The organism is Mesorhizobium loti (assembly GCF_013170705.1).
Classification (GTDB): domain Bacteria; phylum Pseudomonadota; class Alphaproteobacteria; order Rhizobiales; family Rhizobiaceae; genus Mesorhizobium; species Mesorhizobium loti_D.
This window is the reverse complement of record NZ_CP033334.1, coordinates 5866362-5881243: the sequence shown is the minus strand read 5'-3', so window position 1 is coordinate 5881243 and position 14882 is coordinate 5866362. Positions and strand designations below refer to the sequence as shown.

General features: G+C 63.4%; 13 protein-coding genes. 5 read left to right on the top strand and 8 right to left on the bottom strand.

The window, feature by feature from the left end:
* Positions 1 to 311: 311 nt before the first annotated feature.
* The 8 genes from EB815_RS28900 to EB815_RS28865 all read right to left on the bottom strand — a co-directional run bounded on the left by EB815_RS28900 (position 312) and on the right by EB815_RS28865 (position 8893).
* Positions 312 to 1097: an ABC transporter ATP-binding protein gene (locus EB815_RS28900; protein ID WP_065004938.1), complete on the bottom strand. Its 786-nt coding sequence runs from the start codon at positions 1095 to 1097 to the stop codon at positions 312 to 314.
* 1 nt (position 1098) lies between these two features.
* Positions 1099 to 1902 carry an ABC transporter permease gene (locus tag EB815_RS28895; protein ID WP_056565681.1) on the bottom strand — a complete coding sequence of 268 codons (804 nt, stop codon included), beginning with the start codon at positions 1900 to 1902 and terminating at the stop codon, positions 1099 to 1101.
* 46 nt (positions 1903 to 1948) lie between these two features.
* On the bottom strand, positions 1949 to 3292 hold the full coding sequence (gene hisD / locus EB815_RS28890) for a histidinol dehydrogenase (RefSeq protein ID WP_056564444.1): 1344 nt from the start codon (positions 3290 to 3292) through the stop codon (positions 1949 to 1951).
* A 30-nt stretch (positions 3293 to 3322) separates the two neighbouring features.
* The gene (locus tag EB815_RS28885; protein WP_056564441.1) at positions 3323 to 4063 is read right to left on the bottom strand and encodes an SDR family NAD(P)-dependent oxidoreductase; all 741 of its coding nucleotides are present in this window, start codon (positions 4061 to 4063) and stop codon (positions 3323 to 3325) included.
* 21 nt (positions 4064 to 4084) lie between these two features.
* Positions 4085 to 4798 (bottom strand): SDR family NAD(P)-dependent oxidoreductase, encoded by a 714-nt coding sequence (locus tag EB815_RS28880; RefSeq protein WP_056564438.1) that lies wholly within the window; start codon positions 4796 to 4798, stop codon positions 4085 to 4087.
* Entirely contained in the window at positions 4795 to 5682 is an 888-nt protein-coding gene (locus EB815_RS28875) for a polysaccharide deacetylase family protein (RefSeq protein ID WP_056564434.1), read from the bottom strand. The genes EB815_RS28880 and EB815_RS28875 overlap by 4 nt, the downstream gene beginning before the upstream one ends.
* A 65-nt stretch (positions 5683 to 5747) precedes the next feature.
* A complete protein-coding gene (locus tag EB815_RS28870; protein WP_056564431.1) occupies positions 5748 to 6746 on the bottom strand; it encodes an ABC transporter substrate-binding protein in 999 nt (332 codons plus the stop codon).
* Between the two features lie 41 nt (positions 6747 to 6787).
* A complete protein-coding gene (locus tag EB815_RS28865; protein WP_056564428.1) occupies positions 6788 to 8893 on the bottom strand; it encodes a N,N-dimethylformamidase beta subunit family domain-containing protein in 2106 nt (701 codons plus the stop codon).
* Between the two features lie 143 nt (positions 8894 to 9036).
* On the opposite strand from EB815_RS28865, the gene EB815_RS28860 reads away from it, so the two are divergent.
* From EB815_RS28860 to EB815_RS28840, 5 genes are all read left to right on the top strand, one after another.
* Entirely contained in the window at positions 9037 to 9858 is an 822-nt protein-coding gene (locus EB815_RS28860) for a helix-turn-helix domain-containing protein (RefSeq protein ID WP_244493903.1), read from the top strand.
* Positions 9859 to 10087: 229 nt separating this feature from the next.
* Positions 10088 to 11119: a cell division protein FtsZ gene (gene ftsZ / locus EB815_RS28855; RefSeq protein ID WP_056565678.1), complete on the top strand. Its 1032-nt coding sequence runs from the start codon at positions 10088 to 10090 to the stop codon at positions 11117 to 11119.
* Positions 11120 to 11325: 206 nt separating this feature from the next.
* A complete protein-coding gene (locus EB815_RS28850; protein ID WP_056564419.1) occupies positions 11326 to 12300 on the top strand; it encodes a sugar-binding transcriptional regulator in 975 nt (324 codons plus the stop codon).
* 45 nt (positions 12301 to 12345) lie between these two features.
* Positions 12346 to 13791, top strand: coding sequence for an ABC transporter substrate-binding protein (locus EB815_RS28845; RefSeq protein ID WP_056564417.1), 1446 nt, complete (start codon positions 12346 to 12348; stop codon positions 13789 to 13791).
* Between the two features lie 158 nt (positions 13792 to 13949).
* Positions 13950 to 14873, top strand: coding sequence for a carbohydrate ABC transporter permease (locus tag EB815_RS28840; protein WP_056565674.1), 924 nt, complete (start codon positions 13950 to 13952; stop codon positions 14871 to 14873).
* Positions 14874 to 14882 lie beyond the last annotated feature (9 nt).

Below are 14882 nucleotides of genomic sequence, written 5' to 3'. Positions count from 1 at the left end.
GGCGAGCAATTTGTCACCGTATGATAGACGCTTCGATCGCGGCGCCGCAAGCCGTGTCGGCAAAGCAGCCGGGGCGAGTAGCGCTTCCGCTCTCCGGTGCGAATGCCGTCCTTTAGCGCGCGGCTGCGGCCTTTTTCGCTTTCTCGAGAACCGCCTCGCTCGCTGGCTCGAAGATGATCATCGCCACCGTCGCAGAAAGGTTGCCGCCGCCCTCGCGGATCGCGGCGGGCTCGACCCTAGTCCATTTCGTCAGGCGCCGGAATTCGCCGCGCCGCTCTGGTTGAAACGATGGGCCGCTCCTGGCCTGACGCTCAATCGAACTCGGCGCGGCGGGTCTCTTCGCGAATGGACTTCAGCACTTGCGCCTGAAGTTCGAGGACGTCGCGGTCATGCTGAATGCCGGTCGGCCTCGGCCTTATGGAAGGCACGGTGATGCACTCCTTGATGCGACCATGGTTGAGGCCCATGACGAAGATGCGATCGGACAGATAGACCGCCTCCTCGACATCGTGGGTGACGAAGATCACGGTCAGGCGATGCTCCTGCCAGATCTGCATCAGCAGTTCCTGCATCTGGCCACGGGTGAGCGCGTCGAGCGCGCCGAAAGGCTCGTCCATCAGAAGCATCTTCGGCCGGTAGGAGAGGGCACGCGCAATGGCGACCCTTTGCTTCATGCCGCCGGAAAGCTGGCTCGGAAAGCTGTCGGCAAAGCGCGAGAGCTTCACCAGGTCGAGATGCTGGCGCGCCACTTCGGGGATGTCCTTGGCATCATGCCCGGTCTCGCGCAGCGCGAACTCGACATTCTGCAGTGCCGTCAGCCATGGCAGCAAGGTGTAGGACTGGAAGACGACGCCACGGTCGCGGCCCGGCCCGTTGATCGGACTGCCGTCGACCAGCATCTCGCCTTGTTCATAGTCCTGCAGGCCGGCGATGATCGACAGCAGCGTGCTCTTGCCGCAGCCCGACGCGCCGACCAGCGAAACGAACTCGTTGTCGCCGACTTCGAGGTTGATGTCGTCAAGCACCTTGATCGTCGAACGTCCGTTCGTGAACGATTTTTGCAGATGCGAGATCTTCAGCTTGGGATGCGCCTGCATGTCAGGACTTCCTCTCATATTTGAAGAAATGCCGACCGAGGAAACGCATGATCTGGTCCGTCGCCAGCCCCAGTATGCCGAGCACCAGAATGTATCCGATCGCCATGTCGGTTTGCAGGTAGCGCTGGGCGACCGTGATCCGGTAGCCAAGCCCCGAGTTGGCGGCGACCAGTTCGGCCAGCGTCACCCAGGTCCATGCCCAGCCCAGCGAGATGCGCAGCGTGTCCCAGATCTGCGGCATCGCCGAGGGCACGACAATGCGCATCAGCACGCGCAAATCGCTCATCCCCAGTGTCCGCCCGAAGCCGATGAAGTCCGTGGGAACGCGCTTGATGTTGTCCTTGAACATCAGCGCCTGCTGGAAATAGGTGCCGATCCAGATGATCAGGAACTTCTGGATGTCGCCGGTGCCGCTCCACAGGATGGTCAGCGGCACGAAGGCCACGACCGGCATGTAGCGGACAAAGTCGAGGAACGGTTCGATCGCCGCTTCCCAGAAGCGGTAGGCGCCGATCAGGATGGCCGTCGCCAACGCCATCACCGAGGCGATGAGGAAGCCGACCATGATGCGGTAGACGCTGTTGCCGATATCGCTGGCCAGCGTCCCATCGGCGGCCAGCTTTCCAAGCTTGGCAACGACGGCGGCGGGCGAGGGCAGGAAGATCGGTTTCGCCACGCCAAGCCCGGTCGCCAGGAACCACGCCGCGATGAAGAGCAGGAAGGCGCAGACGGCGATGAAGAGATAGGTCGAGCCGGAAATCTCCGCCGCCATGCTCAGCAACGGTTTGCGCTGGGGACGTTGCATGGTCTGCTTGGAGATGGTTGTGTCGTTCTGTAGGATCATCGTCGTCTCACGGGCCGGTGAAAGGGCTGCTGTTCGACAGGATACGGTCGCGGATCTCCGAGACCGAATTTGCATGCGCCATGAAGCCTTCATATTGGGCGAAGGTGCGCGCCGCCGGCGCCAGCCTTTGATAGGCCGCCTGGGACAAATAGGCGATCGACGAGCGCTTCATGAAATCGAAGACGCCGAGCGGCGAGGCGGTGTTGGCGCGCCCGCCCGTCGGCAGGACGTGGCTCGGTCCAAGCACGAAGTTCGCGATCGGAATTGCCGAATGCGGACCGAGCAGGATCTCGCCGGCGTTCCGGATCCGCGGCAGCAGCTCGAAGGCCAATGTCGACAGCACGGCCAGATGCTCGGCCGCGTAGTCGTTGATGAAGTCGAAAGCCGCTTCGATCGAAGGCGCCAGCACGATGCCGCCATTCCTGCCGTTGAGCACCGTGCGGGAAAAATCGGCGCGATACTCTCCCATTGCCTCCCAGAACTGCGGCACCGCGGCGGCGATGGCCTCCGCCAGGGCACGATCGGTCGTCACGACAAAGGCGGATGAGTCAGGGCCATGCTCCGATTCAACCGTCAGCTCCAATGCGGCAAGTGCGGCCGGAACCGAGCTGTCGGCATAGACCAGCAACTCGCTCGGACCGGCCGGACTGCCCGGATCGATCCGGTTCGACAGAAGCTGGCGCGCCGCGCTGACCCATGGACTGCCTGGGCCGACGATCTTTGCGCATTTCGGCACGGTCTCGGTGCCGTAGGAAACCGCCGCCACCGCCTGGGCGCCGCCGCAGAGATAGATGTCCTCGATGCCGATCAAGGACGCGATGAAGCGCGTGGCGGCGTCGGCCGAACCGTCCGGCCCGGGTGGCGTCACGATGACCACCCTAGGCACGCCCGCTACCTTGGCGGGCACGGCGGTCATGATCGCGCTCGACGGAAAGAAGCCCTTGCCGCGGGGCACGTAGCAGGCGACGGAATCGATCGACGTCCAGCGGTCGCCGATCAGCGCGCCTTCGGTTTCCTCGCTCAGCCAGAGATTGTCGGGCATTTGCGCCTCATGGAAGCGCCTCACCTGCGCCACCGAGAGCCGGATCGCCGCGACGATCTCGGGATCAAGTTCCTTCTCGGCGCCGGCGATCTGGCTCGCGGACACCTTCAACGCCGTGCGGTCCAGCGTCACGCCGTCAAACTTGGCGGCAAGCTCGACCAGGGCGTCGTCACCCCTGGTCCGCACGGCGGCGATGATCGGCTCGACCTTGCGGATCGTGTCGGTGAGATCGGCCTCGGTCCGCTCGAGCAGGCGTGTGCGCGCCTCGGAGGACATGTTGGCCAGGTCGTGGATTGCTACAGGTGACATTCTATTTCCTTCGTGCTGTCGAAACGCCCCTCACGGGGCGACGCGCGCGGCCAGCCAGCCGCCGTCGATGTTCAGGATATGGCCGGTGATGAACTGGGCGTCCGGACCGCACAGGAACAGGATGCCGCCGGCGACATCCTCGGCCGTGCCGACGCGCCGGATCGGCGTGGTTTCTATCATGGCGCGCCGGTACCAGGCGTCCGAAGCGATCCGCTCGGCGACGATCGGCGTGTTGATGACGCCGGGCGCCACGCCATTGACGCGGATCCCGTCGGCCGACAGGTCGGCGGCCAACTGGCGCGTCAGTTGCGACAATGCGCCCTTGGACGCGGCATAGGGCGCGGTGTTGGGAAACCCGATCTCGCCGAACACCGAGCAGACATTGACGATGCAGCCGCCGGGTTTCGTCAGATGGGGAAGCATGTCGCGCGTCAGCCGCATCGCCGCGCGCACGTTGATGCCCATGACATGGTCGATCAACGCGTCGCTGCTGTCGGCAAGCGTCTTCGGCCCGGCGACGCCGGCATTGTTGATCAGCATGTCGACGGTCCCGAACTGTGCCTTGGCGGCGGTTATGATTCGCGCCGGGGCATCGTCGTCGGCGAGATCGATCGTCAGTTTTGGTGCCGCGCAATCCGCCAGGTAGTCCGCGTTCCAGTCGACCGAAAGCACCTCCGCGCCTTCGGCCTGCAGGCGCCTGGCCGTGGCCAGGCCGATGCCGTTGCCGGCGCCGGTCACCACTGCGGTCTTTCCCAGAAATCGCCTTTCCATCGTCAGCTCTTTCCTAAGTCTCTAGATCGTCTGCCCACCGTCGATCGTGAATTCCGACCCGGTGATGTATTCGCTGCCGGGCGACACCAGGAACGCCACGAGATGCGCGACTTCCTGCGGGCTGGCCAATCGGTTGAGCGGCACGGAGGCGGTCATCGCAGCCAGGTTTTCAGCGATGTTCTCGCCAAGCATCGGCGTGTCGACCAGGCCCGGATGCACCGCGTTGACCCGGATGTTGCGGCCGGCAAGTTCGCGGGCTGCGACCTTGGTCATGCCGCGGATCGCCCATTTCGAGGTCGAATAGGCGAAGGCGCCGCTGAACCCCCTCAACCCGCCCGTCGAGCAGACATTGACGATCGAACCGCCCTGCGCCGGCATCAGCGCCGCGGCAGCCCGCATGCCGAGGAACGTACCTAGCTGGTTGACATCGGTAACGGCCTGGAAACCGGCAACGCTTTCTTCCAGGAACGGCACCGGATTGAAGATGGCGGCGTTGTTGACCAGCGCATCGAGATGACCGAACCGCTCGGAAACCATGTCGGAAATGGCGGTCCAATCGGCTTCATCGGCGACATCGAAAGAGGCCGACAGGATCTGGCCGGCACCGGTGGCCTGTTCGCTTACACCGGTGAACGACCGGTCGAGCGCGATCACGGTCGCGCCTGATGAGGCGAACAGCGTCGCGATCGCCGCGCCGATCCCGCCGGCGGCCCCTGTCACGATTGCCGTTTTCATCTGGCCAACCTGTTGTCGCCGGCATCCGCGGGCAGGGAAGGCGAACGCCCCTTGCGCCAGTGCCGAACGTAGTCCTGGCAAGTCGTGAAGCCGGCGCGCTCATGCGAGGCGACATGGCGGATGAATTCTTCCAACATCAGCAGCCTGTGGCCGCGTCCCATGATCTGCGGGTGCATGGTCACCACCATCACGCCGCTGCCGATCCGCTGGTAGAGGAAGTCGAACTCGGCCTTCCAGATCTCAAGCGCCGTCGACGGCGCGCGGCCGCCTGGCAGATAGCCCTTGTCGGTCGCCAGGAATTCGAATTGTGGAAAATCGTCGAGATGCCAGGCGACAGGCATTTCGACGAGGTCGACCGGCAGGCCGAAGCGGAATTCTTCCGTGGTCGACCATGCGTCACCGATCCGGCACCAGTATGGTTCGTGGTCGTTGCCCATCATCGAGCTCTCGTATTCGAAACCGAACTCGAGCAGCAGTTCGACGGTGGACGGGCTGTTGTCCCAGGCCGGCGACCGGTAGCCGGAGGGCCTGACGCCGGCGACCTTGTCCAGTGCTTCCAGGCCTCTCAGCAGGACGGTGCGCTCTTGCTCGCGCGTCAGCAGCACGGGGTTCTCATGGACCCAGCCATGATGGCCGATCTCGTGGCCGCCATCGCGGAAGGCGCGCACCACCGGCGGAAAGGCCAGCGCCGAATGGCCAGGCACGAAAAAGGTTGCCGGGATGCCGGCCTGCTCCAGCACGTCGAGGATGCGGCGCGCGCCGATCGGATCGAACTCGCCGCGCGAGAGCATGCTCGGCGACGTCGCCCGATGGCTGCCGATCCATGTCGAATAGCCATCGAAATCGAACGTCAAGGCCACTTGAACGGCGGTGGTGCTGGTCATGTCTGGATTTCTTCCCGCCATTGACAGGCGAGCCGCATTGGCTCGCCCGCCGGTCTGGCAAACGCTTACTTCGAATGCGCCACGGTCGGGTCGATGGCGGCGTCGTAGGCGATATCCTTGTCGATCAGCTTGGCGGCGATCGCCGCCTTGACGATGCCGGGATAGGTGTCGGACTTGAACACGCCGTTCAGTGCCTTCTGGCTTTCGCTGACCGAATAATACGACACGCCGTCGAAGGCCGTGGCGAGATCCGCCGGTTCGGCGCCGACGCCCTTGGCGATGATCGCGCGGCCTTCCTCGGTGTGGACGCGGTAATAGTCGAGCGCCTGGTCCCAGCTCTTCAGCATGGCCTGCACCTGGCCCGGCTTCTTCTTCAGCGTCTCCTCCGGCACGGAAAGCACGTCGCTGATCAAGCCTGGCGCCTCGCCGGCCTCGGCCAGCACCTTGATGTTCTTGTCAGCGCCGATAGCGGCCGAAATATACGGTTCATAGGTCACGGCCGCCGGCACGGTGCCGGAAATGATAGCCGTGCCGGCGCTGGCGGCCGGCATAGGCAGGACGTTGACGTCGTCGATGGTCATGCCGTTCTTCTGCAGCACGTAGTTCAGCAGCAGATCGCTGGTCGAGCCGCGCTCGAAGGCAACCTGCTTGCCCTTGAGATCGGCGACGGTCTTGATGTCGCTGTTGACCAGGATGGCATCGGCCTTTGTGCTGGCATCGAGCAGCAGCACGCCCTTGATCGGAATGCCGGCCTGCACCTTGGCCAGCAACTGCTGGATGGACTCATTGTCGCCGTCGACCTGACCGGCGGCAACCGCCGCGCCCATGTCCTTGTCTTCGACGAAATTGGTCAGCTCGACGCCTTCCAGCCCGTTGGCTTTGAAGAAGCCCTTTTCCTGGGCGATGTACCACATGCCGTAGCCAAGCCACGGCGATATTGCGAGCTTGAACACGCCCGGTTCGACCGGCAGGTCCTGTGCCCTTGCCGTTTGTGCCGCGAACGGCATTGCGGTGGCGAGTGCCAACAGGGCGGCCGCCCCGATGAAATGTTTTCTCAATCCCATGATCCTGGTCCTTGTTCCCAAAGTGTGATGTTGAAATGTCGCTATGCCGTCGAACCCGATCGGGCGGCGGGTTGGCCCCCGCTCTGTTGCTGTCGGTCCGGGTTCGTCCGGCTCTTTGCCGCCGCCAGATGCGTCAGCAAATTCTTCGTGATCCTGCCGACGTCGTTCATGGCATCGCCGGTCGGCAGCGCGCCGCACCAGGCGACCGAGCTTGCGCAAAAGATCAGACCGCCCGAAGGCAGATGGCGCAGCGTCATCTCCGCGCAGCGCCGCGATGCGCGTTCGTCCACGCCACCCTCGTACCAGCGTGTCGCGTCGTGGACGAAGCTGTCCGGAAAGTCGGTTGCGCGCGCAATCACCATCGTATCGGGAGAGGTGCCGAGATGCGGATCGGTGGCATCGACCTCGTAGCCCGCCGCGCCGCCAAGCACGATGCCCTCGTCGCCGAAGGTCTCGTTGGCGACCCCTTTGAACAGCCACGCGGCTGAAGGGTGATGGCTGTCCGGCGTACGCGTGAAAGGCCGCGCACCATCGAAGCCCATGAGCGAGATGGCGACGCCGGTCAGCGAGAATTCGCCACGCCCGCTGGCGCGAAGATGGCCGCCCGGCTGGTTGGTGATCGACAGCGACTGTTCGGCGATCGGCCCGTCCCAGGTGCGGCCCGCCTCGAGCGGCGAACGGCGCAACTCCATCAGATCGTCCTGGAATGCCACCTTGCCGGCAAAACCATTGCCGCCGAGATAGGCGATGGCGCCGCCCGTCGCGGCGAACTGGCGCAGCGCATGTTCCATCTCGACCGACATGTATTCGGGATGGCTGCCGGTGATGACCGCTTGATAATCCTGCAAGCCGGCAACGCCCCGCTCATGCAGGTCGCGGTCGGTGATGAGGTCGAAGGCAATGCCGTTATTGTGGCAGAAGCGCAGGAAATGCAGGTCGACCGGCAGATTGTGCGGGCAACCGCAGAGCGGGTAATTGTAGTCGTCGCGCAGCGTCGCCTTCGGCTTCTTGTAGGAAGCGATCGACACGCCGCTGAGATCGCTGTGATAGTCGTAGAGCGACTTCAGGTTGTTATCGATCGCGAAGCGGTGGCCACGATCCTCGCACATCCATTCGTAGAGATGCGCCGGCAGGAATTCATCCGCATAGGCGAGATAGGTGGCCGTCGGCACCAGGAACAGCAGCGGCGCACGGCGTACGGACGAGGTGATGAAGAAGACGATGCGCTCCGCTCCTTCGTCATGGCCGACCTCGAAGGCATAGACGCCCGCGGGCGCCTCGTCGGGGACATGCACATGGTACGAGGCCGGCCACTGCAACGCGCCCATGTCGTCGTCATGGCAATGCACCGCATCGTAATGCGACGGCACCAGCCGGGGGTCGAAACTTGATCCATCCCAGCGCCGCGAGGTCATGCAGAATGCCGGCTGGTTGACGGTTTCCAGCAAGAGGACGCTGTCTCCGCCGGCCGAGGCGATCGGGCCGCTCGGCAGCAAGGTGGGGAACGACCAGGCGATGTGTCCCGTCGCGGTCTGCAGCGCTATCGCCGAGAACTTGGCATTCAGCGTTTTGATATCGTTCGCCGCGCTGGCGCCGAAGACCATGTCGCCGAGGGGAGACCAGGGCCGATCGAATTGACGATGCAGGCGATATGGCGACAAGAGGTCGTCCGAGCCGATCTTCAGGATCGTCGCATTACCATCGGACGAGATCTCGACCGTCAGCCACGTATTCGCCGGCAAAATCTCGCCGATTTCCTGCGGCTTGCCGTCATGGCTCGATGTCAGACGTCCGTCCTGCAACCCAAGGCGCAGATTTCCGCATTCGAAGAGCACGCGGGCGCCGTCATTTCGGGTCAAATACACTTCGAAGGCGACGCCGCTGATCTTAGTGGTCTTGGCCAGTTCCGTTGCCGCGATCCTGGGGAAGGACCCGTGGTCGAAGTCGCGATGCGACGCGGCATTCCCTGTCGGTTCGACACGCCAGTCCATGAATTCGGCCGTGGGCGTATCGAGCCGCACGATCCGCACGTCGCGCACCGGCCGGGACGAGGAGACATGAAGCGCGACCGGCGCTCCGGCGGCTATGTGCCAGGGAACCGTGTAGCCCGAAACGGCCATGGCGCCATGATCGACGGGGCGTTTCATCGCGGCAAAGATCCGCGCCGCGATCCCGGCCTGTGCGCTCTCTTGAATGGCATGCTGGACAATTCTCTCGTACCCCTGTTTTTTTTGATTTACACTACGGGCATCGTTTCTTGGGGGTATATACCCCCATTGGGGTATGATTGGTGACAAAGTCCATCTTTGAAGGTCTGGCGCTGGCCATCGATGCGATCGGCAAACGCGAGTTCTATCCGGCTGTTACCGGGTATCTGCGGCGTTGCCTCAGCTACGACAATGTCATCGTCATCGTTTTCTCGGGTACCGCTGTACCCAACGTGCTCTACAAGAAGATCTATGGTCCCGATGTGTTTCGCTATCTCGCCGAACAATATCTGCCGGCCGCCTATCTGCTTGATCCGATCTATCATTTTCACCTGAGGCGCGGCGCGCCGGGGCTCTATCGTCTTCTCGACGTGGCGCCTGACCAGTTTCGCCGCAGCCGCTATTTCAAGTGGTATTACGGGCGGATCGGCATCACCGACGAAATATCGGTCGTGTTGCCGATCGGGGAGAACGCCACCATCACCATCTCGATGGGCAAGGACGGTTCTTCCGGCCAGGCCTTCGCGGCCAAGGCCGAGGACTGCCTGCGCGCGCATGAGCCGGCGATCATGTCGCTGCTGCGCGCGCATTGGGTTGCGTCCGAAGCCCCGCCCGCGGTCGCTCCGCGCCCGATGTCGATCACCGACAGCCTGATCGCGGCGATGCGGACGCATCACAATGTGCTGTTGAGCAAGCGTCAGGCCGAAGTGGCGCTCCTCATCTTGCAGGGACACTCCTCGCCATCGATCGGTTTGAACCTCGGGGTCAGCCCGCAGACGGTGAAGGTTTTCCGCAAACAGCTCTACAACAGATGCAGCCTGTCATCGCAGGCGGAGCTGTTCGCGCTGATGATGCCGATCCTGGAGCGGGCGACCAGCCAGGTTCCAGAGCGCAAGGCGCCCTGAAGAAGGCCGGATCAGGGTCAATCGCCCGGGATCGGACAGCCGGTCGCACGATGTCGGCCCCTTCATCACAAATCTTGAGCTTCCACGCACTTGCACGTCCGGCCTCTCTCTGGCTTTTTGGGGCATCCATCCGAACGGACTGATTCGCGTCATGCCGCTCGATTGCAATGTCTTGCAGGCAATCCGCGGGTGGGTCGTGAAGCGCGCAATTGGCGAAGGAGAAGCAGGCATGGCCGAGTTCAAGAAGCCGGAAATCTCCGAGATGAGACCCAAGATCACCGTTATCGGCGTCGGTGGCGGCGGCGGCAACGCCATCAACAACATGATCGCGGAGCAGCTTCAGGGAACCGAATTCATAGCCGCCAACACCGATGCCCAGGCGCTGACCATGTCGAAGGCGACGCGGCTGATCCAGCTTGGCGCGCACGTCACGGAGGGGCTGGGCGCGGGATCGCTGCCCGAGATCGGCCGCGCCGCGGCCGAGGAATCGCTCGACGAGATCATGGACCATCTGGCCGGCACGCATATGTGTTTCGTCACCGCCGGCATGGGCGGCGGTACCGGCACCGGCGCCGCACCCATCATTGCGCAAGCGGCGCGCAAGGCCGGCATCCTGACGGTGGGGGTCGTCACCAAGCCCTTCACTTTCGAGGGCAGGCGCCGCATGCAGATGGCCGAAGAGGGTATCGAGCGACTGCGCGAAAGCGCCGACACGGTCATCGTCATCCCGAACCAGAACCTGTTCCGGATCGCCGATGCCAAGACCACATTCGCCGATGCCTTCGTCTTCGCCGACCGGGTGCTTTATTCCGGCGTCAGCTGCATCACCGATCTCATCGTCAAGGAAGGCCTGATCAATCTCGACTTCGCCGACGTCAAATCGGTGATGCGCGGCATGGGCCGCGCCATGATGGGAACCGGCGAGGCGTCAGGCGAAAGCCGGGCGATGAAGGCGGCCGAAGCCGCGATCGCCAACCCGCTGCTCGACGAAGTATCGATGAAGGGTGCCAAGGGCGTCCTGGTCTCGATATCGGGCGGCCGCGACATGACCCTGTTCGAGGTCGACGAAGCCGCCACCCGCATTCGCGAGGAGGTCTATGAAGACGCCGACATCATCGTCGGCGCGATCTTCGACAAGAGCATGGAAGGCCGGTTCAGGGTTTCCGTCGTGGCGACCGGCCTCGATAGGGCGATCGGCGCGGAGGATCTGGGCGTCGCGCACGACCGCGCCATGCCGTCCGCCGCAAGGACCTTGCAGTAGATCTTTTTCCTTCGAATTGACCGGCCACCGGGCAGGCGGCCTGCGAAGTAACGCAGGCGCGGCGCACTCGCGCGCGCTCTCCGTGTCCCTGGGCGGCCAGGAGCCCTTTTGAACCTCCGTGCACGACGGGGGAAGGCTGGCGCTTGACTCTGATCGAGTCGTGTGAAAAATTTTGCAACAACTGATAAAAATATCAAAGGGTGGAAATGGTAGGGTTTGGCAACGGCCTCCTGCGCGACGACGAAACCAGCATGGCGACGCGCGCCGCGTGGCTTCACTATGCCGGCGGCCTTACCCAGTCCGAGGTCGCCAAGCGGCTGGGGCTGACCAGCCTCAAGGCCCATCGCCTCATCACCAAGGCCAACCAGGAAGGGCTGGTGAAGGTCTATATCGACGGCGAAGTCTCCGAATGCGTGCAGCTCGAGGACGAATTGTCCCGCCGCTACGGCCTCGATTATTGCGAGGTGGTTCCGGATTTCGATTCCGAGGATCTGCCGCTCAAGGCGCTCGGCATTGCCGGCGCGCAGTTCCTCAAGCGCGAGATCGAGCGCGGCGAGGAGGCGCTGATCGGTGTCGGCCATGGCCGCACGCTGGCCGCCTGCGTGGAGTATCTGCCGCGCACCTCGACCGACAAGATCCGCTTCGTCTCGCTGCTTGGCGGCCTGACGCGGAAATTCTCGGCCAACCCGCATGATGTCATTCACCGCCTGGCAGAACGCACCGGCGCCGAAGCCTATGTGATGCCGGTGCCGATGTTCGCCAATACCGCCGAGGACCGGACCGTGCTGCTCGGGCAGAAGGGCATCAGCGAGGTCTTCGATCTCGCGCGCTCCGCCGACCTCTTGTTCGCCGGTATCGGCACCGCCGAGCGCGAGGCATCGCTGGTTGCCACCGGCATGATCGAAAAGGGCGAGATGGAGGAGATCCGCCGCAATGGCGGCGTCGGCGAATTGCTCGGTCATTTCTTCGACGAGGCCGGCAAGGCGGTGGCTACCACCGTTTCCAACCGGGCGCTGGCGCTGACGCGGGAGGACATTGCCAGCCGCCGGATCGTCGCCGTCGCCGGCGGCAAGATCAAGGTTCGCGCCATCAAGTCGGTGCTCGAAGGCCGCTATCTCAGGGGCCTGATAACAGACGAGCGGACGGCGCGATCGCTCGTGGAGGAGACGCCGGTCGGGTAGCCGGCATCAGTTTGGTTGAAACTACCCTGTGGAGGAGAAGACGAAATGCATGAGAAAGAGAAAGACCTCATAGACGCCTTCCTGCGTGGACAGGTCGACCGTCGCGGACTGATCAAGGGCCTGGGTGCGATGGGCCTTGCGGCCGGCACCGCCGGCACGCTGCTCAATCTGGGGCAGACCCGCGCACTCGCCGCCGATTTCGACTGGCAGGCGCATAAGGGCAAGACCATCAAGCTCCTGCTCAACAAGCATCCCTATGCCGATGCGATGATCGCCGACCTCGAGAACTTCAAGAAACTGACCGGCATGAATGTCGTCTACGACGTGTTCCCGGAAGACGTCTATTTCGACAAGGTCACGGCGGCGCTTTCGGCAAGCTCGCCCGAATACGATGCCTTCATGACCGGTGCCTACATGACCTGGACCTATGGTCCGGCAGGCTGGATCACCGACCTCAACGAATGGATCAAGGACCCGGCCAAGACCAACCCGAACTATGCTTGGGACGATATCCTGCCGGGCGTGAAGTCGTCCTGCGCCTGGAACGGCAAGCCGGGCGGTGCGCTGGGCTCCGAAGACGCCAAGCAGTGGTGCATTCCGTGGGCTTTCGAACAGAACAACATCACCTACAACAAGGGCATGTTCGACAAGGCCGGCGTCGGCGTTCCCGGCAATCTGGATGAGATGATCACCACCGCTGCCAAGCTGCAGAAGGACATTGGCGGCGGGGTCTACGGCATAGGCGTTCGTGGCTCGCGTTCCTGGGCGACGATCCATCCGGGCTTCCTGTCGGCTTACTCGAATTTCAACGAGAAGGACCTGACTGTTTCCGCAGATGGCAAGCTCGCGGCCGCGATGAACACGGCCGGCTCCAAGGCCTTCCACGCCAAATGGGTGAAGATGATCCAGGAGAGCGGCCCCAAGGACTGGTCGACCTACACCTGGTACCAGGTCGGCACGGACCTCGGCGCCGGCGCCTCGGCGATGATCTTCGACGCCGACTGCCTCGGCTACTTCATGAATGGCGGCGACAACAAGATGGCCGGCAAGCTTGCCTATGCCGCCTTCACCGCCAATCCTGAGGCCAAGGCCTCGACGCCCAACATCTGGATCTGGTCGCTGGCGATGTCCAACTTCTCGAAGGACAAGGACGCGACCTGGTACTTCCTGCAATGGGCCTCCGGTCCTGAGCACGGACTGTTCGGCGCCACCAAAATGGATTTCGTCGATCCGGTCCGCCAGTCGGTCTGGAAGGACGAAATGTTCCGCGAGAAGCTGAACAAGAGCTATCCGGGCTACGTCGAGATGTTCGACGCCTCGGCGGCCGGTGCCTCGATCAAGTTCACGGCGCAGCCGCTGTTCTTCGACCTCACCACCGAATGGGCGGCGACGCTGCAGAAGATGGTGGCCAAGGAAGTGCCGGTCGACGAGGGCCTCGACAAGCTTGCCGAAAGCATCAACGGCCAGCTCAAGGAAGCCGGTCTCGGCTAGGCCGGACCCCGGAGACTGGCCTGCTGCGGCAGGCCAGTCCTGCCCACCATTTCAGGACTGCGATGCGGCACCGCGAGGTTGCCGCCAACTCGCCCACCGGCCGTCCGGCTCCCTCGGGCGGCCGGCAGGGCGAAGCAACAGGGATCACGGAGCAGCGGATGACCGCCGTCACAACCCAAAGGACCGGGCCATCCGGCTTCAGGATCAGCAAGCGGGTGCTGCCCTACGTGCTCAGCCTGCCGGCCTTGCTTGTCTGTATAGGCATACTGATCCCGTTCCTGACCTCGGTCGTCTATTCGTTCCAGCGCTATCGGCTGAGCCAGCCCTGGGCGCGGCAGTTCAACTGGGGCGACAACTACATCTCCTTCTTCACCGATCCGAAGTTCTGGAACACGCTCAAGGTCTCGCTGCTCTATGCCGGCACCACCGTCGTGCTGGAACTGCTTCTCGGCCTTGCCATCGCCCTGCTGCTGCAGAAGCGCTCGACGCTGAACAACTTCATCTCGATCATGCTCCTGATGCCGCTGATGACGGCGCCCGCGCTTGCGGCATTGATGTGGAAGCTTATGACCAATCCCGGCTTTGGCGTCTTGAGCTATCTCGCCAGCCTCATCGGGCTGCAGGATTTCCGCTGGGCCTCGTCGCCGTCCACGGCGCTGTTCACCGTCGTGCTCGTCGACATCTGGGTCTACACGCCCTTCATCATGATCCTGCTGCTCGCGGGCCTGCGCAGCCTGCCGACGCAGCCCTTCGAGGCGGCGGCGCTCGATGGCGTGCCGAGGAGCTTTGTCTTCTTCCGCATCACGCTACCGATGCTGACGCCCTACATCCTGACGGCGACGTTGTTTCGCCTGCTCGATTCCATCCAGCAGTTCGACATCATCTATGCCATGACCCAAGGCGGGCCAGGCGACACGCTGACCGTCTTCCAGGTCGAGGCCTATCTCAACTTCTTCCAGTCGACCAATGTCGGCCGCTCGGCGGCACTGATGATCATCCTGTGGGCGATCACCTACTTGCTCTCCAACATCTTCATCAAGAACTGGCTGCGGCTGCGCGAACGCGCCCGTGGCCAGGCATAGGAGGCCGGG